Origin of the sequence: Serratia sp. SSNIH1 (genome assembly GCF_002935055.1) — a bacterium.
Taxonomy (GTDB): domain Bacteria; phylum Pseudomonadota; class Gammaproteobacteria; order Enterobacterales; family Enterobacteriaceae; genus Serratia; species Serratia nevei.
In genome coordinates this window covers 3,106,426-3,129,404 of the sequence record NZ_CP026383.1, presented here as the reverse complement: position 1 = coordinate 3,129,404, position 22,979 = coordinate 3,106,426, and the positions used below count along the sequence as shown (strand labels likewise).

Annotated in this window: 24 protein-coding genes; 7 read left to right on the top strand and 17 right to left on the bottom strand. The window is 62.0% G+C overall.

The window, feature by feature from the left end; all coding sequences use genetic code 11:
* Positions 1-33 precede the first annotated feature (33 nt).
* Entirely contained in the window at positions 34-1,338 is a 1,305-nt protein-coding gene (locus C3F38_RS15125) for an aminotransferase class I/II-fold pyridoxal phosphate-dependent enzyme (RefSeq protein WP_047730653.1), read from the top strand.
* On the opposite strand, the gene C3F38_RS15120 is transcribed toward C3F38_RS15125, so the two are convergent.
* The 3 genes from C3F38_RS15120 to nudI form a co-directional block, all read right to left on the bottom strand.
* On the bottom strand, positions 1,335-2,321 hold the full coding sequence (locus tag C3F38_RS15120; RefSeq protein WP_038880224.1) for an LLM class flavin-dependent oxidoreductase: 987 nt from the start codon (positions 2,319-2,321) through the stop codon (positions 1,335-1,337). The two genes, C3F38_RS15125 and C3F38_RS15120, sit on opposite strands and share 4 nt — an antisense overlap.
* A 138-nt stretch (positions 2,322-2,459) precedes the next feature.
* On the bottom strand, positions 2,460-3,296 hold the full coding sequence (gene pbpG / locus C3F38_RS15115) for a D-alanyl-D-alanine endopeptidase (protein WP_055316992.1): 837 nt from the start codon (positions 3,294-3,296) through the stop codon (positions 2,460-2,462).
* A 93-nt stretch (positions 3,297-3,389) separates the two neighbouring features.
* On the bottom strand, positions 3,390-3,815 hold the full coding sequence (nudI, locus tag C3F38_RS15110) for a nucleoside triphosphatase NudI (RefSeq protein ID WP_048234067.1): 426 nt from the start codon (positions 3,813-3,815) through the stop codon (positions 3,390-3,392).
* A 229-nt stretch (positions 3,816-4,044) separates the two neighbouring features.
* On the opposite strand from nudI, the gene C3F38_RS15105 reads away from it, so the two are divergent.
* Positions 4,045-5,475, top strand: coding sequence for an SH3 domain-containing protein (locus tag C3F38_RS15105; protein WP_065772198.1), 1,431 nt, complete (start codon positions 4,045-4,047; stop codon positions 5,473-5,475).
* Positions 5,476-5,540: 65 nt separating this feature from the next.
* On the opposite strand, the gene C3F38_RS15100 is transcribed toward C3F38_RS15105, so the two are convergent.
* On the bottom strand, positions 5,541-6,293 hold the full coding sequence (locus C3F38_RS15100) for a hypothetical protein (protein ID WP_038880200.1): 753 nt from the start codon (positions 6,291-6,293) through the stop codon (positions 5,541-5,543).
* Between the two features lie 257 nt (positions 6,294-6,550).
* Here C3F38_RS15100 and C3F38_RS15095 point away from each other — a divergent pair, with 257 nt between their 5' ends.
* The gene (locus tag C3F38_RS15095) at positions 6,551-7,579 is read left to right on the top strand and encodes a transporter (RefSeq protein WP_055316072.1); all 1,029 of its coding nucleotides are present in this window, start codon (positions 6,551-6,553) and stop codon (positions 7,577-7,579) included.
* Here the strand turns inward: C3F38_RS15095 and C3F38_RS15090 are convergent, their stop codons facing one another.
* From C3F38_RS15090 to C3F38_RS15050, 9 genes are all read right to left on the bottom strand, one after another.
* Positions 7,580-8,113, bottom strand: coding sequence for an SRPBCC family protein (locus C3F38_RS15090; RefSeq protein WP_038880195.1), 534 nt, complete (start codon positions 8,111-8,113; stop codon positions 7,580-7,582).
* A 3-nt stretch (positions 8,114-8,116) separates the two neighbouring features.
* Positions 8,117-8,464: a helix-turn-helix transcriptional regulator gene (locus tag C3F38_RS15085; RefSeq protein WP_004938187.1), complete on the bottom strand. Its 348-nt coding sequence runs from the start codon at positions 8,462-8,464 to the stop codon at positions 8,117-8,119.
* An 82-nt stretch (positions 8,465-8,546) separates the two neighbouring features.
* On the bottom strand, positions 8,547-9,773 hold the full coding sequence (locus C3F38_RS15080; protein WP_055316071.1) for a Zn-dependent hydrolase: 1,227 nt from the start codon (positions 9,771-9,773) through the stop codon (positions 8,547-8,549).
* Positions 9,770-10,261 carry an L-2-amino-thiazoline-4-carboxylic acid hydrolase gene (locus tag C3F38_RS15075; protein ID WP_038880187.1) on the bottom strand — a complete coding sequence of 164 codons (492 nt, stop codon included), beginning with the start codon at positions 10,259-10,261 and terminating at the stop codon, positions 9,770-9,772. Before C3F38_RS15075 ends, C3F38_RS15080 begins: the two co-directional genes overlap by 4 nt.
* A gap of 18 nt (positions 10,262-10,279) precedes the next feature.
* A complete protein-coding gene (locus C3F38_RS15070; protein WP_369803927.1) occupies positions 10,280-11,383 on the bottom strand; it encodes a branched-chain amino acid ABC transporter substrate-binding protein in 1,104 nt (367 codons plus the stop codon).
* 82 nt (positions 11,384-11,465) lie between these two features.
* Positions 11,466-12,179 carry an ABC transporter ATP-binding protein gene (locus C3F38_RS15065; RefSeq protein ID WP_038880182.1) on the bottom strand — a complete coding sequence of 238 codons (714 nt, stop codon included), beginning with the start codon at positions 12,177-12,179 and terminating at the stop codon, positions 11,466-11,468.
* The gene (locus C3F38_RS15060) at positions 12,172-12,942 is read right to left on the bottom strand and encodes an ABC transporter ATP-binding protein (RefSeq protein ID WP_055316070.1); all 771 of its coding nucleotides are present in this window, start codon (positions 12,940-12,942) and stop codon (positions 12,172-12,174) included. The genes C3F38_RS15065 and C3F38_RS15060 overlap by 8 nt, the downstream gene beginning before the upstream one ends.
* Positions 12,939-14,051 (bottom strand): ABC transporter ATP-binding protein, encoded by a 1,113-nt coding sequence (locus C3F38_RS15055; RefSeq protein ID WP_048234060.1) that lies wholly within the window; start codon positions 14,049-14,051, stop codon positions 12,939-12,941. Before C3F38_RS15055 ends, C3F38_RS15060 begins: the two co-directional genes overlap by 4 nt.
* 10 nt (positions 14,052-14,061) lie before the next feature.
* On the bottom strand, positions 14,062-15,012 hold the full coding sequence (locus C3F38_RS15050; protein ID WP_038880173.1) for a branched-chain amino acid ABC transporter permease: 951 nt from the start codon (positions 15,010-15,012) through the stop codon (positions 14,062-14,064).
* Positions 15,013-15,181: 169 nt separating this feature from the next.
* On the opposite strand from C3F38_RS15050, the gene C3F38_RS15045 reads away from it, so the two are divergent.
* Positions 15,182-16,111 (top strand): LysR substrate-binding domain-containing protein, encoded by a 930-nt coding sequence (locus tag C3F38_RS15045; protein WP_038883177.1) that lies wholly within the window; start codon positions 15,182-15,184, stop codon positions 16,109-16,111.
* Here C3F38_RS15045 and C3F38_RS15040 read toward each other — a convergent pair.
* Both C3F38_RS15040 and C3F38_RS15035 read right to left on the bottom strand, forming a co-directional pair.
* Entirely contained in the window at positions 16,108-17,427 is a 1,320-nt protein-coding gene (locus tag C3F38_RS15040; protein WP_055316069.1) for an AAA-associated domain-containing protein, read from the bottom strand. The genes C3F38_RS15045 and C3F38_RS15040 overlap by 4 nt on opposite strands.
* A gap of 12 nt (positions 17,428-17,439) precedes the next feature.
* Entirely contained in the window at positions 17,440-19,179 is a 1,740-nt protein-coding gene (locus C3F38_RS15035) for an ABC transporter permease subunit (RefSeq protein WP_038880161.1), read from the bottom strand.
* Positions 19,180-19,419: 240 nt separating this feature from the next.
* Here C3F38_RS15035 and C3F38_RS15030 point away from each other — a divergent pair, with 240 nt between their 5' ends.
* Together C3F38_RS15030 and C3F38_RS15025 are read left to right on the top strand one after the other, a co-directional pair.
* Positions 19,420-21,300, top strand: a complete 1,881-nt coding sequence (locus tag C3F38_RS15030; protein WP_048234056.1) for a potassium transporter Kup — start codon at positions 19,420-19,422, stop codon at positions 21,298-21,300.
* Positions 21,301-21,394: 94 nt separating this feature from the next.
* The gene (locus tag C3F38_RS15025; protein ID WP_055316068.1) at positions 21,395-21,697 is read left to right on the top strand and encodes a cupin domain-containing protein; all 303 of its coding nucleotides are present in this window, start codon (positions 21,395-21,397) and stop codon (positions 21,695-21,697) included.
* Here the strand turns inward: C3F38_RS15025 and C3F38_RS26245 are convergent.
* Positions 21,694-21,840, bottom strand: coding sequence for a hypothetical protein (locus C3F38_RS26245; RefSeq protein ID WP_154235546.1), 147 nt, complete (start codon positions 21,838-21,840; stop codon positions 21,694-21,696). The two genes, C3F38_RS15025 and C3F38_RS26245, sit on opposite strands and share 4 nt — an antisense overlap.
* Positions 21,841-21,907: 67 nt before the next feature.
* On the opposite strand from C3F38_RS26245, the gene C3F38_RS15020 reads away from it, so the two are divergent.
* Entirely contained in the window at positions 21,908-22,279 is a 372-nt protein-coding gene (locus C3F38_RS15020) for a LysR family substrate-binding domain-containing protein (RefSeq protein ID WP_225984364.1), read from the top strand.
* A 42-nt stretch (positions 22,280-22,321) separates the two neighbouring features.
* On the opposite strand, the gene C3F38_RS15015 is transcribed toward C3F38_RS15020, so the two are convergent.
* Complete coding sequence (locus C3F38_RS15015) at positions 22,322-22,912, bottom strand: TetR/AcrR family transcriptional regulator (RefSeq protein WP_038880150.1); 591 nt, start codon at positions 22,910-22,912, stop codon at positions 22,322-22,324.
* Positions 22,913-22,979: the final 67 nt, after the last annotated feature.

Below are 22,979 nucleotides of genomic sequence, written 5' to 3'. Positions count from 1 at the left end.
ACCTTGTTTGAACTAGTACAAAAGGATTTATGTATGACTTCATTGTATGCAAAAGGCGGCGGCGCTGTCCAGATTGCCGAGCAGATCGCCGCACGCATCAAAGGCGGCACGCTGCGGCCGGGTGAGCTGCTGCCACCGGTACGCCAGCTGGCGGCGGAGCTGGAGGTCAATGCGAATACTGTCGCCAGCGCATACGCCCGATTGCGCGATGCCGGTCTGGTGGCAACGCGTGGACGGGCGGGAACGGTGGTGCTGGAACCGCCGTTGGCGGCGGTGAGTGCGGCCTATACGCCGCGCCAGGTGCCGGCGGGAATGTGCGATCTGGCCAGCGGCAATCTGGATGCCGCCCTGTTGCCGGCGTTGGCGCTGGGCGCGGCGGAGGGATTCCCGCAACAAAACGGCTATGACATCAGCGGCGATCTCCCGGTACTGACCGGCCTGGGGCGCGAGTGGCTCGGCCGCCAGGGCGTTAGCCTGGGGGAGCCTGCGGTATTCTCCGGCGCGCTTGACGCGATGGAAAAGGCGCTGCGCTGCCATATGCAGCCGGGCGCGGCGGTGTGGGTGGAAGATCCCTGCTGGCCGCCGCTATTGACGCTGCTGCGCCACCTGCGTTTGCGGCCGCTGCCGCTGGCGATGGATGAGCAGGGATGCCGGTTGCCGGAAAGCGGAGCGGCTGGCGCGGTGATCCTGACGCCGCGCGCCCACAATCCGACCGGCGCCTCGCTTTCTGCGCAACGCGCGCAGCAGTGGCGGCGTTTTCTCAGCGCTAATCCGCAGTGTCTGGCGATCGTCGACGATTTCTGGGGGCCGCTGTCGCAGCAGCCGCTGCATCTGCCGTTCGACGGCGATCGCGGCCTGTACGTGCTGTCGCTGAGCAAGTTTCTCAGCCCGGATCTGCGCATCGCGCTGGCCTGCGGCAACCCGACGTTGCTGCAGGCGATGCGCGCCGATCAGTACATCAGCGAACGCTGGGTCAGCCATATCTTGCAGCAGATTGCCGCCAGACTGTGGGGGCAGGCCTTGCAGGAGGGGCAGCTGCAGCGGGCGCAACAGGCGTATCAAGCCAGAAGGGATGAGCTGGTGCGACGGCTCAACGCGCTGAATCACACGGCGCTGGCGGTGGGTGAAGGGCTACATCTGTGGTTGCCGGTGCGGTCGGAAACCGCCGCCGCGCAGCTGATGGCGCAGCGGGGGTGGCTGGTGCAGGGCGGCGAACCTTTCCGCCTGAAGGGCGACCCTGCGATCCGCGTCAGCCTGGCCAACGTCGTGCCGGCGCAGCTGGCGCCGCTGGCGCAGGATCTGGCCGACGCCATGCGTGCCAGCGCGGCGATCAACTAGGCCGGCGTCAGGCTCTCCTCCGCCAGCAGCTGCAGTGAGGTGAGCCGGGCGCTCGGTTCGCCGATCGGCGTGTCGATGATGAACTCGTCCACGCCGTAGCGCTGCTGCAGCTGCGCCAGTTGCTGATGCACCTGCGGCGCAGTGCCGAGCAGGATATGGCTTTCTCTTGGTTCGATGCGGTAGTCGGTGGCGCCGGCCTGCTGCACGAAACTCTCCGCCTGCGCCAGGCTGCCGACGGTCACACTCTGCTCACCGGCGACGTGCACGCGGTATTGCTGAATATCCGCCGCCAGCGCCGCGGCCTGTTCCTCGCTTGGCGCCGCGATCGCCGCCACCGCCAGCAGCGCCTTGCGGCCGCCGCTCAGTGCGGTGTAGAGCGCCAGCGCCTCGCGGATATCCTGCGGATTGCCGTTCAGATGCGCGGCGAACACGAAGGCCCAGCCGGATTCGGCCGCCAGCGTCGCGCTCTCTTTGCTGGCGCCGAGCAGAAAGCGCTGGGCGGCGTGCGGCGGCAGCGGCGTGGCGCTCAGTCCCGGCTCGGCGTCGTCGTTCAGATAGGCGGTCAGCTGCGAAAGCTGCTGTGGAAAGGCCGGTTTGTTTTGTCGGTCATGGGCGGCCTGCAACGCCTGGGTGGCGAGCGGCAGCCCGCCGGGCGCTTTGCCCACCCCGAGATCAACGCGCCCCGGCGCCAGCGCCGCCAGCAGGTTAAAGTTTTCGGCCACCTTGTAGGCGCTGTAGTGTTGCAGCATCACGCCGCCGGAGCCGATGCGAATGCGCGACGTCTGGCCGAGCAGGTAGCCGATCAGCACTTCCGGCGACGGGCAGGCGAGCTGCGGCGTGTTGTGGTGCTCCGCCAGCCAGAAACGCCGATAGCCCCAGCGTTCCGCCTGTTGCGCCAGATGCAGCGTGCGCGCCAGCGCCTGGGCGGCGCTTTCCCCGTCGGCGATCGGACTCTTTTCCAATATGCTCAAGGCATAAGCCATTTTCCCGCTCCTTTCCTCATCAGATATGCCTGACAAATACCATGCGGGCGGCGCTTGCCTTAATACTGATTGGCGATAGGATATTCCATTGATCCAAAACGGATTTGGATATGCGAAGAACGGTAAAGCGCCGCGATGTTATCCCTCGAGCCAGGCCTTCAGACGAATGGCGTCACGGTAGTGGCCGTAGCGCGGCTGCGCGCCGAGCAGGATCATCACCACCGGTTGTCCTTTGATGGTGGTGCGCATCACCAGGCAGTGGCCGGCCTCGTCGGTAAAGCCGGTTTTCTGCAGCTGAATCTGCCAGGCCGGGTTATTGATCAGGCCGTTGGAGCTGCGGTAGACCAGCTGGCCGCGGCCGGGGCGCACGATCTGCTGCTTGTCGGTGCTGAAGTGGCGAATCGACGGGTAGCGATAGGCGTGATTGACCATCTTGAGCAGATCGTTGGCGGTCGCCACATTACGCGGCGTCAGCCCGGTCGGATCGTAGAAGCGGCTGCGTTTCATGCCGATGGCGCGCGCTTTCTGGTTCATTTTCGCCACGAAGGCTTTGCGCCCGCCGGGATAGCTGCGGCTCAGCGCCGCAGCGGCGCGGTTCTCCGAAGACATCAGGGCGATGTGCAGCATGTCGCGGCGGCTGAGTACCGAGCCGATGGTCAGGCGCGAGTGGGTTTTCTTCAGCAGGTCGCGATCGGCGGCGGTGACCTTGAGCGGGCTGCCCATCGGGCGTTTGCTGTCCAGGGCGACCATGGCGGTCATCAGTTTGGTGAGCGAGGCGATCGGCAGCACGCGGTTCGGCTGCTTCTGATAGAGCGTCTTTCCGGTGCGTTGATTGACGACCAGCACCGACTTGGCATTCAGTACCCGCGGCGGCGTGGCGGCATGCACGGGCGCCAAAACGAACAGCAGGCTGAACAGGAGGGCGGCGCCGAAGCGCCGGACGGGCAGACGGAGAAAAGCGTGAGATAAAAGCATAACGGCGGAAATAGTGACCCTAAGTGATTAAAAAATATCAAAAGAGTCTGCCCGGCAAATGTGAAGGAAATAGGGCGATAATCGCTCAAACTGTTACAACAATCCCTTCTGCTGCAGCGTGAAGCGGGTGGCCTCGTTCAGATCGTACTTCGCCAGGCGCTCGCGCGGCACCCAGGCGTAGTCGTCAAACTCGTCGTTGATCGTCACGTCGCGGTTGGCGGCATGGCAGTCGAAAATCAGGTAAATCATATAGATTTGCTCGCGGCTGCCGTCGGCGTAGGTTTTGATGCGCACGTCGTCGCGGAAGGTCCAGGGCGTGATGCTGTCGAGGATCAGCGCGGCGCCCAGCTCTTCGCGCACTTCGCGCCGCAGCGCCTGTTCGATCTGCTCACCCGGCTCGACGCCGCCGCCGGACAGTGCCCACTGGCCGGGGAATACGCCCTTGTGGGCGGCCATCTTGCACAGCAGGAAGGCGTTATCGTTTTCAATCAGCGGGCAGACAATGATGCGTTGGCGCATGGAAGACTCCTGTCAAAAAACAAACCCGCAGGGTAGCAGGTTTGGCGGCGCGGGGCAGCGAGACAGGTCGCGTTCTACGCGGCGGCGGGAAATCCGATTGGCGCTTGCTATACCACCGGCTTTGTCTTCTTCAACGGGAAATCAATCGCCGATGTTAATAAGTATCAATTAGTATGATTTCTCTTCAGGATAAAGAACGGACTTTAACCTGTCACGGAGTGGATAACGTATGCTTAATGGAATAAAACCGCTGTGCCTGACTCTCTTGCTGTTGCTGTCGGCCTGCCACAGCGCGTCGGTCAGACCGCCACCTCACGACGCCACGGCGTCTGCCCCTATCGATCCTACCAAGTCGCTTTTTCCGTTGGACAAATATTCGCAGTCTGTCGATAAATGGCTGCCCCCCGGCCCGCAGCGGCAGGTCGCCGTGCTGGATGACGCTGCGCAGCAACGTCATTTTTCTGCCCTCAAATCCCACTATTTTGGCATGGGGCCGAATGAGGAGTCCCCCTGGAATCCGCATTACATCGCTTCCGTCTTGAGCCGTGAAGCGGAAAGCCACCGTGATGCCGCAATGGATAAGTATCTTGGAAATGACAGCGTTTCCTGGGGGGAAAACTTCAGGACCCACGCTGAGCGCTGGAAACAGCAGGTCAGGAATAATGCGTCTGTCGGCATTGACAAGGCTTATCATTCTTCGGCCAGAGGTATTGCGACTAGGGAAACGCTGGTCAGGATGTTGCCGACAGACGATCCGGCTTATGACGATCCGCGTCTGGCAGGGCAAGGTTATCCCTTTGATAATTTGCAGGACTCTTCTATCCGCCCCGGTACACCGGTATACGTTGTGACGGAAAGCCGCGATAAACGCTGGAAATACGTCATATCGCCTACGGTGATCGGCTGGGTGCATAGCGAAGATATCGCGGCGGCGGATCGGCGGTTTGTCAGCGAATGGCTGGCGCTGGCAGGGAAAAATTTGGGGGCATTCATTCAGCAGCCGGTGTCGGTACAAGAAGGGGAACTGTTTTATTTTACGGCGCGTCATGGCACGGTTCTGCCATTTTACCGCCATCGGCAGGGCGTTTTTAGCGTCGCCGTGCCGGTACGCCGGGAGGAGGGGCGCGCGCAAATTCGCCGGATCGATTTAACGGAGGGGGAGTTTGCCGCCATGCCGTGGCGAATGACGCCAGACCATCTTGCCACGCTGATGCGTTCGATGAGCGGCAGGCCCTACGGCTGGGGGAATGATAACTTTAATAATGACTGCTCGGCCGAACTGCGCAGCCTGTTGATGCCTTTCGGGGTGTTTCTTCCCAGGAATTCCGCCGCGCAGATAGAGGCGGCAAGCCGAGTGGTCGATCTCAGTCAGGCGAACACGGATGAGCGGCTGCGCTATCTCAAGGAGCATGGCAAGCCGTTCACCACGCTGGTCTACATTCCGGGCCATATCATGCTGTATATCGGCAATGCGGCGATTAACGGCCGGAGTGTCCCGATGACGTACCAAAATATCTGGGGCCTGCGCCCGGCAGATTCAAAAAGCCGCAGCATTATCGGCGGTGCAGTCTTTTTCCCGCTTCTGGCTACCTACCCGGAGGATCCTGAACTGACCTCACTGGCGGGCAAGGCGCAGTTTAAACTGGGTTTTATTGAGTAACGTCTGAATGCCTATCAAGTGGCCGCCTTGACGGTCTCTTGATAGGCGAGGGCAAACGGGGTGTGTTAATTGCCTAGCCTGTTTTTGATGATTTTATTATGTTCATCCGTCAGGTTGGCGTAATTCCAAATAAACAATCCGCCAAGATTAAAATCCAGAACCTGATCGATAAAGTAATTTAAATTCCAGTCGGTCAATCCCCGGGTCGTCAGGGCCAGAATGCATTTTTTATTCTCGGCGCCGTTGGCCAACGATTGTTTTAATGCCGGGATGACATTAGCGAGAATATCGTCATTGCTCCACATCGCTGCGGCATAGCAGTAATGAATAAAGCGATCGCACTGGCCTGACAGGATGATTTTTCTGACTTTCTCGTTGAGCTTTTTACCATTTTCCGTATTGGGATGATTGTAGGAATAGCCGGCAATAAAACCCAGGCTGGTCTCTTTTCGGGCCTCTTTTAGCCGTTTCATGGCTTCGATGACCCGTTCGGTGTTCATATTGCATTCGTCATCAAAATCGACGCCGTCCCAGCCCCGGTCTACCGTGGCTTCGACGATCCTCAACACTTCATCCTCATTTGCCGGCTTTTGCTGTGGGGAGCATCCGCCGCCGCCATAAACCCAGAGCGTCTTTCCTTTAAAACCTGGGAGAGTATCGGGTTTGTTTTGCTTTTCCGGACTCCATCCTGGATGCGCTGATGTGCCCGTGGTCAATCCATCAAGGTTAGTGACCATGCCATACATCATGACATCGAACTCTTTGAGAGGCTGGCCAGTCAGAGACTGGCTCCATCCGCCTGTAATAAACGTATTCATTGTTGTTATCTCCTTATTGGTCGTGTTCCTTAAGTAAATATGTCTTGCGTGATGGAGGGTACCAGTCTCTATATTCATGTTGCCATTGTGCAGTCGCTGAGCGGGCAAGGGATGAAAACGATGTTGAATGGCGATGACGTTTTTATGACGAAAATATTAATTATCGGGAACGCTGAAAATCATTAACGCCGATAGATAAAGATTGCTATAACAGCGGGGGCGATCTGGGTTAACGGCGAGAGGCAGGATAAGGCGTTATGGTGCAACGGTTAGCGGAAAAGATGCACAAGCTGGATTTCGATGATGAAGTGACCGGGCTGATCTACGGCCATGCGTTTCGTTCCGGTGAGCCGCCGGCGCGCCTGAACTCGCAGCAGGTTTGCCAGGCCTACCAGGCGTTGCCGCCCGGCGACGGTTTTATCTGGCTGCACCTCAATCTCAACCACGCGGCGGCGGAGAAGTGGCTGAAAAATCATTTCGCCATTTCCGATTTTTTCTTTCACGAGATTCGCCACGGCTCCCACACCACGCGCATCGAGCGCCAGGGCGACGATCTGTTCGCCGTGCTCAACGACGTGATTTTCCACCCCGAGAACAGTAACCCGGAGACGGCGACGCTGTGGCTCTATTGCTGCCGTGGGCTGGTGGTCACCGTGCGTCACAAACCGGTGCGACTCATTGAACGGCTGCTCGGCCGCCTGACGGCGCTGCAGCTGGCCTCGTCCACTGAGCTGCTGGCGCACCTGCTGGAAGAGCAGGAAGACGTGCTGGAACAGGTGGTGCGGCAGGCCAACCAGTATGTCGATACCATTGAGGACCGCTTGTTGATCCGCCGCGTCAAACGCAACCGCACCGAGCTGGGGCGCATGCGCCGCATGTTATTGCGCTTTCAGCGCCTGCTGGCGCCGGAGCCGGCCGCGCTGTTTCGCCTGTTGCACCGGCCGCCGACCTGGCTGAGCCGCGAGGTGGTACAGGATCTGCGGCAGTTTACCGAAGAGTTCACCGTGGTATTGAACGATCTCGCCAGCCTGACCGAACGCATCCGGCTGCTGCAGGAGGAGCTGGGCGCCAAGCTGATGGAGCAGAATAACCGCACGCTCTATACGCTGACGGTGATCACCGTGCTGGCGCTGCCGATCAATATCGTCGCCGGTTTCTTCGGCATGAACGTGGGGGGGATCCCGCTGGCCAGCAATCACCACGGTTTTATCCTGCTGGTGTTGCTGGTCGGCAGTTTTACGCTGATCGCCGGTTATCTGGCGTTCAGGCGCAGGGACGAGACGTAATTACAGGCGGGCGCGGTACTCTTCTTCCAGCCGGGCATGGGTGCTCCAGAACGGCTGCGGCGCTCGATCGTGCAGGCGATCCAGCAGGATATCCAGATGGGTGTGCCAGCCGCCGGCGACGCTGAGCATTTCGTCGCGGTTGGCCAAGCGCCGGTGGGTGACCGTCAGCAGCACGGCGCTTCCCTGTTCCGTCAGTTCGAAAGTCACCTCGGAAGGGCGGCCCTGATCCTGTTCGGCCCAGGTAAAGCTCAGCAGGCGCGGCGGGAACAGGCAGGTGATGTGGCCGCGGTTGCTGACGCAGCCGCCGTGCTGTTTGTACTTGGCCGGCGGTGGTTCGTGCTCGCCCGCCAGATCGGAGTTGCGAAACTCCAGCTCCAGCGGCGCGCCGTTTTCCAACGTCATGGCGCCGGCCGCCAGCCAGGTGGCGCGTTTGTCGGATTCGGTCAGGTAGGCCCACACCCGCTCGATGGGGCCGGGCAGCAGCCGCTGGATGCGCAGCGTGCCGGGTTCGATAATCATGCCGTAATCATTCATGGTTCACTCCTTGGGAGGAAGCTGTTCGGGCTGCAGCAGCGCCTGTTCGAGCGCATCCAGCCGTTCAGTCCAGAAATGTTCATAGGTTTGCAGCCAGTGCATGGCCTGCGCCATAGGCTCGGGTTCGAGCCGGCAGATATGGTTTCTTCCTTGCACGGTGCGTTGCACCAGGCCCGCATGTTCCAGTGCTTTTACGTGCTTGGAGGCGCCGGCGAACGACATCTGCAGCGGCGCGGCCAGTTCGCCGATGCTGCGCTCACCGCCGGCCAACGCGCGTAACATCGAACGGCGGGTCGGATCGGCCAGCGCATGAAAAATGGCGTCCAGCTGTGAGGAAGATAATTCAACCATATGGTTGAATATAGAACAGGCGGGCTAATATTCAACCGTTTTGTTGAATATTTTTTGCCCCGGCGAAAAACCGGGGCGAGGTTCAGGCGTCGGCGTGTGCCAGCAGCGCGTTCAGCAAGACGTCGGCACCGGCGGCGGCCCAGGCGGGGGTGATATCTTCCCGTTCGTTGTGGCTGATACCGTCCACGCAGGGAATGAAAATCATGGCGGTCGGCGCGACGCGATTAAGATAACAGGCATCGTGGCCGGCGCCGGAAATCATGTCGCGATGGCGATAGCCCAAGGCTTGTGCGGCGTGGCGTACGCTGTCGATGCAGCCCCGATCGAAAGCGATCGGAGGATACTGAAAGATGCGCTCGGCGCGAGCGGTCAGGCCGCCGCCGTTGATTTGGTTTACCGCCGCCAGCAGGCGCTGCTCCATCTGCTCCAGGGTTGCCTCCTCTGGATGACGGAATTCGACGCTGAAAAAGACCCGGCCCGGCACCACGTTGCGTGAATTGGGGGTGATTTGCGCCATGCCCACTGTGGCGCGCGCATCGGGCGCGAAATCCCAGCCGATACCGTTGACCGCCGTCACCAGCTCGGTGAAGCCCAGCAGGGCGTCGCGGCGGCGATCCATCGGCGTGGTGCCGGCATGGGCGCTGAAGCCGACGACTTCCAGCTCGTACCAGCGCTGCCCTTGTGCGGCGGTCACGACGCCGATGTCGAGGTGTTCCGCTTCCAGAATCGGCCCCTGTTCGATGTGCAGCTCGAAGGCGGCGTGGATCGGCATGCCGCCCACCGGATGCTCACCGGCGTAGCCGATGCGTTCCAGCGCCTCACCGAGGCTGACGCCATGCTCGTCGCGGCGCGTCAGCCCGTATTCCAGGTCGAATACCCCGGCGAACACCCCGGAGGCGATCATCGCCGGCGCGAAGCGCGCGCCTTCTTCGTTGGTCCAGTTGATCACTTCAATTGCGCGTTCGGTGACGATCTGCCGATCGTTAAGGCTGCGAATAACCTCCAACCCGGCCAGCACGCCGTAGATGCCGTCGAAACGGCCACCCTGGGGCTGCGAGTCGCCGTGAGAACCGGTGACCACCGGCGCCAGCTCGGGCCGCGAGCCTTCGCGGCGCAGGAACATGTTGCCCATCCGATCGACGCGCACGCTGCAACCAGCCTCCAGTGCCCAGAGACGCAGCTGGTCGCGCGCCAGCCGGTCCTCTTCGCTGAGCGCCAGGCGGGTGACGCCGTTGTCGGCGATGGCACCGAACTGCGCCATGGCGAGCAGGCTTTGCCACAGGCGCTCGCCGTTGACCCGATACGTCATTGTTCTTCTCCCGGCGTTTTGGCGGTGTAGCGGAAATCGCAGCAGGGGGCGCCGGACATGATGGTTTGGCTGCGCTGCAGCTCGACATCCGGGGCATAGCCGACGATAAACTGGCTGTCGCGTGCGCAGGAGAGCAGGTGGCCGATTTCCCCCAGCCCCATCTCGTGATACATCTCGGCGTAGCGGCAGCGGGTGACGTTATAGTCGAAGTGCTGTTCGTCCTGGTTGATCACCTCGACGCGCAGCGCATCGTCTTTTTCCCACAGGTACTGCAAGGCGGCGAAGCTGCGCAGATCCGCGCCGTTCGGCTCCTGTGCGGCGAACTGCTTGCCTGCCGCGATGGCGGCATTCTCGATGGCTTCGCCGATCACTGCCTGAGCGCGCACCTTGCCGATTTCACGCACCAGGATCTGGTAGATCGGTTTGATGATCTCCGCTTCGATCTTTCTGCGGGCCAAAATGCCCAATTCGTTGTTTGCACAGCTCATCGCCTTGCTCCTCTTGATTTATTGTGGTTTGGCGCCGCCCAACACGGTTTGCGGCTGCCATTTGCCGTCCACTACCCGGTACAGGGTGAAGCTCGGCTGTTGCAGGTTGCCCTGCGCATCGAAGGCAATGGCGCCGGTCACGCCCTGGTAATGTATGGCGCGCAGTTTCGGCAGGTAATCGGCCGGATTGGCCGAGCCGGCCTGTTCGATGGCGGCGATCAGCACCCGGGTGGCGTCGTAGGCGAAGGGCGCATGCAGTTCGATGTGGGTGTGGTAGCGATCGCGGTAGGCTTGTTCAAACGCCTTGCCGCCCGGCATCTGTTCCAGCGGCAGCCCGGGCTCCAGCGCCACCACGCCTTCGCCTTCCCGCTGCGCCAGCGTCAGGAAGGTCTGGCTGACAAAGCCGCCGGCGCCCATCAGCTGCGCGTTCATGCCCAGCTGTTTCAGTTTGCGTGCCAGCGGCGCCGCCTGGGAGTCCACGCCGCCGAAGAAGATCAGATCGGCGTTTTTGCTGCGCACGGTGGTCAGTACGGCGCTGAAATCGACGGTCTTGTCGTCGACGTACTCGCGGGTGACCGGCTGCACGCCCTGGGCCTGCAGCGATTTGATGAACTCGTCCGCCAGGCCCTGGCCGAAGGCGGTGCGATCGTCGATCACCGCGATGCGCTGGGCTTTCAGCGTTTTCACCGCATACTGCCCGGCATAGTTGCCGCCGTCGTCGTCGTGGCCCATCACGCGGAAGCTGGTGTCAAAGCCTTGTTGCGTGTAGCCGTGGCCGGTGGCGACCGGCGCCACCTGAGCGATGCCGGCGTCGTGGTAGATGCGCGCCGCCGGGATGCTGGTGCCGGTGTTCCAGTGGCCGACCACGCCGGCCACGCCTTCGTCGACCAAACGCTGCGCGACGGCCACGGCGGTGCGCGGATCGGACTGATCGTCCTCGGACAGCAATTTGAAGGTGACCGGTTTGCCGTTCAGCGTCGGCTTTTGCGCGTTGGCGTCGGCGATCGCCAGGCGCGCGCCGTTTTCGAGATCTTTGCCGATGCGTGCGGAAGGGCCGGTCAGCGGCCCGGCCAGGCCGATCAACACGGTGTCGTCCGCCAGCGCCGGAAGGCTCAGGATCATCGTCACGGCGGCCAGCGCCAACGGCTTGATGCGAAAGTTCTGCTGCATGTCATACTCCTGGTGCGGTTAAAGGTAGCAACGGTTATTCACCCAAATAGATCTGTTTGATTTTTTCATCGTCCAGCATCTCGGCAGAGCGGCCGCTGTGGCTCAGGCTGCCGCTGTCCAACACATAGGCGCGATCGGTAGACTCCAGCGCCAGGCGGGCGTTTTGCTCGACCAGCAATAGCGTGACGCCGTCACGGGCTAACTGTTTGATGACCGAAAAAATGGCCTCCACCACAATCGGCGCCAGCCCCATCGACGGTTCGTCCAATATCAACAGGCGCGGACGGCTGAGCAGCGCACGGCCCATCGCCACCATCTGCTGCTCGCCGCCCGAAAGCAGCCCGGCCGGTTGATGCAGGCGCTCGTTCAGGCGCGGGAAGGTGGCGCATACCCGTTCGAAATCGTGCCGCACCGCCGGTTTGTCACGGCGCGCATAGGCGCCCAGCTGCAGGTTTTCTCGCACCGTCAGGCGGGTGAAAATGCCACGACCTTCCGGCACCATCACCAGCCCCTGTTGCAGCAAGCGGTGCGGCGGCACGCCGCGAATCGAACGGCCGTCGAACAGGATGTCGCCCTCGAACGGCTGCAGCCCGGTCAGCGCCCGCAGGCTGGAGGTCTTGCCTGCGCCATTGGCGCCGATCAGCGTGACCTGTTCGCCGGCGTTGACCATAAAATCGATGCCTTTGACCGCGTGAATGCCGCCGTAAGACACTTTGAGTTGTTTAACGCTCAGCAGGGCTTCAGACATGCGCGCCGCCTCCCAGATAGGCCTGAATGACCGCCGGTTCACGCCGAACCTGCGCCGGTTCGCCTTCGGCAATCGCTTTGCCGTAATCCAGCACCGTCAGGCGATCGCACAGGCCCATCACCAGCTTGACGTCGTGTTCGATCAACAGCAGCGTTTTGCCGCTGTCGCGAATGCGCAGCAGCAGCTCGCGCAGCGCCACTTTTTCTCCGGCGTTCATGCCGGCCGCCGGTTCGTCCAGCGCCAGCAGCCGGGGCTCGGTCGCCAGCGCGCGGGCGATCTCCAGACGGCGCTGGTGGCCGTAGGCGAGATCCCCGGCGCGGTAATGGGCGAATTGGCCGATGCCGACATACTCCAGCAGCGCATGGGCCTTGTCGCGCACCGCCTGTTCTTCCTCCCTGGCGCGGCGGTGGCGGGCGATCGCCGCCCACAGGCCGTTGCGGGTGCGTACGTGGCAGCCGACCATCACGTTTTCCAGCACGCTCATTCCGTTGAACAGCCGCAGGTTCTGGAAGGTGCGAGCGATGCCGGCCTGCGCCACTTTATCGATCGCCTGGGGCCTGTAGCGCTGGCCCTGCAGGCGAAATTCGCCCTCGTCGGCGCGATACAAACCGGTGATCAGATTGAAGCAGGTGGTTTTACCGGCGCCGTTCGGCCCGATCAGGCCGTAGATTTCTCCCTGGCGGATGCTCATGCTGACGTCATCCACCGCCGTCAGGCCGCCGAAGCGTTTGCTGACGTGGTGTAAAGCGAGCAAAGGCGTCATGCGGCATTTCCTCTTAGGCGGCGGGCCGGCCACAGGCCCGCCGGGCGATACAGCATCACCAGGATCAGCGCCAGGCCGTAAAACAGTTGGCGGATAATTTCCGGGTCGATCAGCACCTGGCCGAACAGCGCCTGCTGCAGCGGCCCCATGCTGCTGCGCAGCAGCTCCGGCAGGGCGGCCAGCAGCAGCGCGCCCAGGATCACGCCGGGGATGTGCCCCATGCCGCCGAGCACCACCATCGCCAGTACGGCGATCGACTCTTGCAGGGTGAACGATTCCGGCGACACGAAGCCCTGAAACGCGGCGAACAGCGCGCCGGCCACGCCGCCGAAGGTGGCGCCGATGGCAAAGGCCAGCAGCTTGAAGTTGCGGGTGTTGATGCCCATCGCCCGCGCGGCGTCCTCGTCTTCGCGGATCGCCGTCCACGCGCGGCCAATGCGCGAGTTTTGCAGCCGCAGGCTGATAAACAGGATCGCCAGCAGCAGCGCGGCGAACAGATAGTAATAGAGGTACAGGCCGGAGAAACGCACACCGAACCACTCATGCATGCCGGAAAACTTCAGGCCGAACAGGCTGACCGGGTCGATGCCGGAAATGCCTTTGGGACCGTTGGTGAGGTTGACCGGGCGGTCGAGATTGCGCATCAAAATACGCACGATCTCGCCGAAACCGAGCGTGACGATCGCCAGATAGTCGCCGCGCAGCCGCAGCGTCGGCGCGCCGAGCAGAATGCCGCACGCCGCCGCCAGCAGGGCCGCCAGCGGGATCAGCCACAGCATCGACAGGTGCAGCCCATCGGGGAACCACTGCAGCAGCAGCGGGAACTGCTGCGTCAGATGCGGTGACGACAGCAGCGCGGCCAGATAGGCGCCAACGGCGTAAAAAGCGATAAAGCCCATGTCCAGCAATCCGGTCATGCCCACCACGATGTTCAACCCGAGCGCCAGCATCAGGTACAGCAGCGCGAAGTCGACGACGCGCACCCAGTAGTTGCCGCCGGCGGCGCCCGCGACCCAGGGCGCCAGCAGCAGGGCGAGAATGAACAGCGTCAGCCCCAGCCTGGCGCGCCGAGGCGTGGCCAGAGGAAGCGAGGAAGTTAAAACGGTCATCGTGATGTCCTCATGCGCGCGTGGCGATGCGTTCGCCCAACAGCCCGGAGGGGCGGAAGACCAGCACGGCGATCAGCACCAGAAACGCGAATACGTCCTGGTAGTTGCTGCCGAATACGCCGCCGGTCAGCTCGCCGAGATAGCCGGTGCCCAGCGATTCGAACAGCCCCAGCAGCAAACCGCCGAGCATCGCGCCGCGCAGGTTGCCGATGCCGCCGAGCACGGCGGCGGTAAAGGCTTTGATGCCGGGCAAAAAGCCCATCGAGAAACCGGCGTTGCCGTAGTTGCTGGCCATCATGATGCCGGCTATCGCCGCCAGCGTGCCGCCGAGCGCAAAGGTCAGAACGATGATGCGGTCAGGACTGATGCCCATCAGGCCGGCGACCTGCGGGTTTTCCGCCGTGGCGCGCATGGCGCGGCCGAAACGGCTGTGTTCGACCAGCAGCCAGAGGCCGGCCATGACCGCCACGGCCACCGCCAGCGTGACGATCGCGGTGCCGGTGATCACCGCCGGCGCATGTTCGGCGCTGCCTGCGGTCAAGGCGATGGGCGTCATCGGCAACAGCTGCGGAAACATCAGGGGATTGCGTGACCAGATCAGCATCGCCAGGGTTTGCAACAGCAGCGAGACGCCGATGCCGCTGATCAGCGGGGCCAGGCGTGGTGCATTGCGCAACCGGCGATAGGCCAGACGTTCGATCGCCATCGAGGTGATGGCGCAGACGGCCATGGCGAACAGGGACGCCAGCAGCAGCGTCGCGTAGGGCGGTAACGCGGGAAAATGATGCTGCAACACGCCGATCGCCGACAGCGCGCTGAGCGCCCCGACCATCAGCACGTCGCCGTGCGCGAAGTTGATGATGCGCAGGATGCCGTACACCATGGTGTAGCCGAGCGCGATCAGCGCATAGAGGCTGCCGAGCATCAAACCGTTGACGGTCTGCTGTACCAGCGTATCCATAGGGAGAGTCCGGAGATAATGAGTCAGGAGGCTCACAGTAGAGAATTTAAAAAAATTGTAAAATACGGAAAAATACTTTCTTATACAAAAAACGAGTGATTTTAATGCTTTGATTTTTATGTATATTAAATAAACCCTTCTCCCGGACTTTCCATAAAACAATCGATATATGAAAAAAACAGAACAGTACGATGAGCCGTTACCGATGCTGCCGAACGATCCGCCGCTGCGCGCCGTGCGGGCGTTCGAGGCCATCGCGCGCCTGGGCAGCATCAGCGCGGCGGCGAAGGAGCTGATGATTTCGCCTTCGGCGGTCAGCCATCAGCTGAAAACGCTGGAGGCATTCTTGCAGATGCCGTTGACCGAAAGGCAGGGGCGCCATCTGGTGCTGCGCGGCGAGGGGCGGGAATATTACCGCTCGATCCGCTCGGCGTTTAACGTGCTGCGCCAGGCGACCGAACACGTTCGCGAGCAGTCCGCGTCGCGGCAGGTCACCATCAGCCTGATCCCGCTGTTCGGCATGGGCTGGTTCATTCCGAGGCTGCGCGGCTTTCTGCGCGAAAATCCGGATATCGACATCAATGTGGTTTACGCCAACCACCGCAATTACCTGAGCGACGCCGCCGATCTGTCGATCCGCTTCGGGGTTGGGCAGTGGACCGGCTATCGCAGCGAAAAGCTGATGTCCGGCCAAATGGTGCCGGTGTGCAGCCGGGCATTCAGCAAACTGCACGGTTTGCTCGATACGCCGGATCAGCTGGCGACGCTGCCGCTGCTGCATGACGAGGAGCGTAATACCTGGATGCAATGGTTTCAGCTGGCCGGCGTTAAACGCCCGCTGCGCAGCATCGGACCGATGTTCGAAGACGGGTTGCTGACGCTGGCGGCGGTGCAGGCGGGATTGGGGTGTGCATTGATGCGCGAGCCGTTAATCGCCCAGTACCTTGAAAGCGGCGAGTTGATCAAAATGTTCGATCTGCCGATAGACGACGGCCGGGATTATTACCTGTGCGCTCGCCTGGATAGCGAACTGTCGCAGGAGAGCGAAAACCTGCGGCAGTGGCTGCGCCGCGAGGCCGATGAGCGCCGGCTCGCTTAAAACTCGACGTCCTCCAGGCTGAAAAACGCCGTTTGATCGTTGTAGGAGAATATTTCGCCGTAACGGCCCCAGTTGATCACCGTATCCAGCGTCTCTTTGGCGGCGCTGTCCGACAGCGAGTCCTCCAGCTCCTGCTCGAAACGCACGCGCGGCGCGCGGTGCCCTGGCCGCTCGTCCAACACGTTTTTGATCAGCGCGGCCAGCGGCACATAGCGCAGCAGATGCTCCGCGAACAGCACTTTGCGCGCCTGAACGTCGCCGTCGGCGAAGGCGCGCGCCGGTGGCGTCAGGAAGATGTCGCCTTCGCGCACGTCGGCGAAGCCCAGCGACTGCAGCACTTCGGCGATGGGAAACAGCTCATCCACCTCCAGATGCAGCGAGAGGGCGATCTCCGGCATGTCGGCGCGGCCGAAATAGGGCGCGGCGGCCAGGGTTTCGATCAGGCCGGCGATCAGGTTGGTGGAAACGTGCGGCAGTCGGGTGCCGAGCTTCAGCCCTTTCTTGACGTTGCCGTCGGTCGGGCGGGCGGTCATCTTGGCGTACACATCGTCTACCAGACGGCGGAACTGCGGATCCAGCCTGTTGCGCGGGTGGCTGAACGGCACCTTGATTTCGGCGATCACCCGGCCGGGGTTGGAGGAGAGCAGCAGGATGCGATCGCACATGAAGACCGCTTCCTCGATGTTGTGCGTGACGATCAGCACCGATTTGATCGGCATTCGCCCCTCGGTCCACAGATCCAGCAGGTCGGTGCGTAGCGTTTCGGCGGTCAACACATCCAGCGCCGAGAACGGCTCATCCATCAGCAGCAGCGTCGGATCCACCACCAACGCGCGCGCAAAGCCTACGCGCTGGCGCATGCCGCCGGAAAGCTCGCGCGGGTAGGCGTTTTCGAAGCCGTCCAGGCCGATAAGATCGATGGCCGCCAATGCCCGCTCGCGCCGTTCGGCAGGGGCGACGCCCAGCGCCTCGAGGCCAGCCTCAACGTTTTGCAGCACCGTCAACCAGGGGAACAGCGCGAAGGTTTGAAACACCATGGCGACGCCTTTGGCGGGGCCGTTCAGCGGCTGCCCCAGGTAGTTCACCGTCCCGGCGGTGGGGGTAACCAGACCGGCGATGATGCGCAGCAGCGTCGATTTTCCCGAGCCGGAGCGGCCCAGCAACCCGACGATCTCGCCCACCCGCAGCGACAGATTGACCCCGTCGAGGATCAGCAGCTCGCCGTGTGCCTTGTCATAGCCATGGCTGACCGCGTTGACCGCTAAAATTTCCTCGCCGGGCGAGTGCGTCGCCTGCGTTGGGTGAAGGTCTGACATCTGAACGGCTCCTTAATCGATGCGGAAGCGGGATTCGGCGTAGGCGTAAAGCGGCCGCCACAGCAGACGGTTGAACAGCGTAACGAACAGTGACATCACGGCGATGCCCAAAATGATCTTGGGGAAATCGCCGGCGGCGGTGGTTTCGGCGATGTAAGCACCCAGCCCATGCGCTTTCACCTGGGTGCTTCCCCATTGCACGAACTCTGCCACGATGCTGGCGTTCCAGGCGCCGCCGGACGCGGTGATGGCGCCGGTGATGTAATAGGGGAAGATGCCCGGCAGCATCACCTGGCGCCACCATTGCCAACCGCGAATGTGAAAATTGGCGGCGGCCTCGCGATAGTCGTTGGGCAACGCCGTGGCGCCGGCCACCACGTTGAACAGAATGTACCACTGGGTGCCCAACACGATCAGCGGCGACAGCCAGATATCGGGGTTCAGCCGGAAGTGGACGATGGTGATGACGAACACCGGGAACAGCAGGTTGGCCGGAAACGCGGCCAGAAACTGGGCAATGGGCTGGATCTTCCCGGCCAGCGTCGGGCGCAGGCCGATCAGCACGCCGAGCGGCACCCAGATCAGCGACGACAGGGCGATCAGCACCGCCACGCGCAGCAGCGTGATCAGCCCCAGCACCATCACATGGCCCACGTCATTGAGCGTCACGCCGGTCTGTACATAGAGAATGACGCGCCAGGCGATCGCCAGCGTCAGCAGGATGACGATGGCGCTCCAACACCGATCGATCGTGCGCGAACGCCGCTGCCGTTGGGCGCTATTGCCGCGGCGCAACGGCCGGGCGGGCAGGCTCAGTTTCAGGCGCGCGGTTTTGGCCAGCAGCGCGCCCAGCGGCGTCAGCAGCAGGTGGATCAGGCGCGTGCGGCGCATCAGGTTCAACAGCCAGGAAGTGGGGGCGCTCGCCGAGCGGGTGGTTTCCATGCGGAATTTGTCCGCCCATGCCACCAATGGCCGGAACAGCAGCTGATCGTAGGCCAGGATTACCACCGTCATGGTGAGCAGCACCCAACCTATCGCGGGCAGATCCTGGCTGAGGATCGCCTGCGCGAGATACGCGCCGATGCCCGGCAGCGTAAAGGTGTTGTTGCCGACGGTGATCGCTTCCGACGCCACGATAAAGAACCAGCCGCCGGACATCGACATCATCATGTTCCAAATCAGCCCCGGCATGGCGAACGGCGCATCCAGCTTCCAGAAACGTTGCCACGGGCTGAGGTGAAACCCGCGCGCCACTTCTTGCAGATCGCGCGGCACGGTGCGCAGCGACTGGTAGAAGCTGAAGGTCATATTCCATGCCTGGCTGGTGAAGATGGCGAACATCGCCGCCAGCTCGACCCCCAGCACCCGGCCGGGGAACAGCGCGATGAAAAAGGTGACGGTGAAAGAGATGTAGCCGAGTACCGGCACCGACTGCAGGATATCGAGGATTGGCACCAGCACTTTCTCGGCGCGCCGGCTCTTGGCGGCCAGGGTGCCATAGACCAACGAGAATGCCAGCGCGGCCACCATCGCCACCAGCATGCGCAGCGTGGTGCGCAGGGCGTATTCCGGCAGGTTGGCGGGATCGAGCGATATCGCCTGCGTTTTCAGCGTGACGATCGGTTGCAGAGTTTGATGCAGGCCGATGGCCATCATGGCGATCAGGCCGATGATCAGCGGAAAGGCGATGACGTCCCAGCCATTGGGCAGCAGGCGCCGGGCGGAAACATGGGTGTTGAGCCGGACGTTCATTTCACTTCTCCCACGGCGGGCGCAAACAAGAAAGTGACAATCGCATAAGGACTATAGACCATCCGACGCGGGCGATTCTAAACCGTTGCTCACCGGCGGCGGTTTCTGTGCCGCAAACGGGCGATACTGTAACCCGTGAAGATGACGGTTAGGTTATGCTTGTCGCTGCCGTGCGAGTGGCGCGGCGGCAATAAAGTGACAATAATTCCAACTCACTGTGCAAGGCTAAGGAGCAAGCAGATGTCTGTCGGCAATGATACGGAAACCTCGAACAAGACCGGCCTGGCGCCGTTGGCGCTGGGCGCTTTGGGCGTGGTGTTCGGCGATATCGGCACCAGCCCGTTGTACACCCTGAAAACCGTGCTGTTTCTCTCCGGCGATGCGCCGTCGGCGCCGGTGATCCTTGGCCTGCTGTCGCTGATTTTCTGGACGCTGGTGATCGTCACCTCGCTCAAATACGCCATGTTCGCCATGCGCATCGGCAACCGCGGCGAGGGTGGCATCATGGCGCTGATGTCGCTGCTGGTCAGCAGGCGGAAATCCCGGCCGCTGGTGCTGTTCGCCGGCCTGTTCGGCGCGGCGTTGATCTACGGCGACGGCGCCATCACGCCGGCCATCTCGGTGCTCTCCGCCCTCGAGGGGCTGAACATCGTGCTGCCGGCGTCGCAGCCCTACATTTTGCCGGCGGCGGTGGTGATTTTGCTCAGCCTGTTCGCCATTCAGCCGCTGGGCACCGCGCGCATCGGCCGCGTGTTCGGGCCGATCATGGCGCTGTGGTTCCTGTCGATCGCCGCGCTGGGCGTGTGGGGCATCATCCAGCACCCGGCGGTGCTGCTGGCGCTGAACCCGCTGTACGGCATTCATTTCCTGTTCTCCAACGGGCTGACCAGCTTCCTGGTGCTGGGCGGCGTGTTTCTGTGCGTCACCGGCGCCGAAGCGCTGTACGCCGACATGGGGCACTTCGGCAAACGGCCGATTTGGCTGGCCTGGTTCGGCATTGTGTTTCCCAGCCTGTTGCTCAACTACGCCGGCCAGGCCGCGCTGATTTTGGCCGGCGCCGACGTCACGCAGAACATCTTCTTCCGCCTGTGCCCGCCGGCGCTGCTGATCCCGCTGGTGATCCTGGCTACGCTGGCGACGATCATCGCCAGCCAGGCGATCATCAGCGGGGCGTTTTCGATGACCCGCCAGGCAATCCAGCTGGGGTGGCTGCCGCGGCTGCGGGTTAAACAAACCACCGAGGAAAGCTACGGGCAGATCTACATCGGCGCCATCAACTGGCTGCTGATGGTGGTGACGCTGTTCCTGACGGTGTTCTTCAAATCCTCGGACAATCTGGCCGCCGCCTACGGCATCGCCGTCTCGTTGACCATGATCATGACCACCGGCTTGCTGTTCGTGGCGATGCGCGAGGTGTGGCGCTGGGGGCTGGCCGCCAGCCTGTTGGTGGCGGGGTGTTTCTTCGTGGTCGACCTGAGCTTCCTGACGGCCAACCTGACCAAGGTGTTGCAGGGCGGTTACATCCCGCTGCTGCTGGCCGCCGCGGTCTATACCGTGATGCTGATCTGGCATCGCGGGGTGCTGGCGGCCGTGCGCACCCTTGGCGAGACGACAGTGCCGATCGCGGATTTCCTGGCGAAAATCCAGCGTGAATCCGTGCCGCGGGTGCCGGGCACCGCGGTCTTTCTCACTCGCAGCCTGCAGGGCACGCCGCCGGTAATGAAATGGCACGTCAAACGCAACGGCTCGCTGCACGCCAATGTACTGGCGCTGACCATTGCCATCGTCAATGAACCGCGGGTATCGAATGCCGAACGCCTGGTGATGCGCGAACTGGCGCCGGGGTTTTGGTGCGGCGTGGCCAGCTACGGCTTTATGGAGCGGCCGAACATCCCGCAGCTGCTGCAGCACGTCGAGGCGCAAAAATGCGGCCTGAACTTCGACGAGGCGACTTATTATCTCGGCCATGAAACCGTGGTGCGCCGCGAGGCGAACGACCGGTTGCCGTCCTGGCAGCGCAACCTGTTCGCGCTGATGGTGCGCAACGGCATGCACGTCACGGATTATTATTACCTGCCCAGCGATCAGGTGGTGGAGATCAGCCGCCGGGTGCCGGTATAGGCCTGGCGGGCATAAGCTACAACCCGGGATTCTTTCCACGCCGGCCGCAGTCGGCGTAGAGTGCTGCTACGTTCGATAACCACAGGGGATACCGATGCTGTTCGATTTAAACCTGCAGGCGGCCGAACTGCCTGAGGCCTGGCGTTCTACCGTGCTGGGCCGCGTCGGTGTGGCCAATATCAAAGTGCTGCGCATGGATGAGCGCAGCATTGCGGATGAAGTGCATGATTACAGCGAAGGGCTGCTGGTGATCCGCGGGCAGCTGCGGCTGCAGGTGGCGGAGGAAACGATTGTGGTGCAGGCCGGCCAGCTGTATCAGGCCGCGGCCGGCATGCCGCACCGCGTGTTGCCGGGCAGCGAAGGCACGCTGGTGATTTTCGATCTACCGGAAGATTAAGCGCCGTTTTTGGGCTGCGGCGGCGTCAGAAATCTGACAACACCCTGCAGAAAGCGTTGTCTGCCGGCATTATCTCTATCGAGATGGACAAAATGGGTTGCCTCAGGAATGACCAGCTTTTCGGCTGAAGGGGCATCTTTCATGATGGCGTCCACATCTTCAGGCCGGCTCCAGAAATCCCGGCCTGAGTGAATAACCAACACGGGAACGGTGGTTAAGGCCGTTGCGGACCCGCTCTCTGCCCTGGCCGAGGAGCCGTGGATATTATTCCCGGAGCAGGAGGGGCCGGGTCTTTATCGCTCTATTATTGAGGCCTGCGAAAAGGAAGGATTTATGCCTGAGGTTGTTCAGCGAGCCGTACAAATGGAAACGATAGTCGGCCTTGTCGCTTCAGGATTAGGGGTCAGCCTGGTTCCTGAATTTATGCAAAAAAGCGGCTGGGTAAACGTTTCTTTTTGCCCGCTGAGTGGAGAACAGATCCCGTATCAGGTTGCCCTGATCCACAAGCCGGAAAATACCAATCCTTACGTCGCGGATTTTGTCAGAAACGCAGTTCCTCTTCAGCCATACGTCCCCACTTAAAAAGCGCGCCAGGATCTTAGCCGCGTTCGCGTTAAAGAGAGATCAAGCGTTGCCCAGGGTGGTGAGCGCCACGTTCACCGCCGCCATCAATCGCTTTTCTGTGACGCCGTCACGTGCCTGAATCGACAGGCCGTGCAGGAAGACGGCGAAAAAGTCACCCAGACTGTCGGCGTCGGTGTCGGCCGGCAGTTCGCCGGCTTGCACCGCCTGCCGCAGCCGTTCGACGATCTGCTGGGTGCGCTGCAACCGATGCTCAGCCAGCCAGGTTTTGAGCCCGTCGTTTTCCGCACTGACGCTGGCGGCGGAGGATACCACCATGCAACCCTGCGGCAGATCCGGCCGGCTGTAGAGCCGCACGGCATCTTCCAGCATACGTTGGATCGCCGGGCGAATGCCGCTTTCCTGCGCGAAGGCGCGATCGGCGAAGCCGCCTTCCTCGGTTTCATAACTGGCGATCGCCTCGCGGAACAGCTGCTCTTTGGAGCCGAACGCCTTGTAGATGCGTGCGGAAGCAATGCCCAATTCCGCCACCAGATCCGACATCGAGGTGCCTTCGTAACCCTGTCGCCAGAATAAGTTTCGCGCTTTCAAGAGCGCCTGTTCGCGGTCGAACTCGCGCGGTCTGCCTGCCATTCGCTGCTCCAATTTACGTGCCATTCAGCGACATAGGATCGCTTAAATCGGCGGGAATACCAATGTC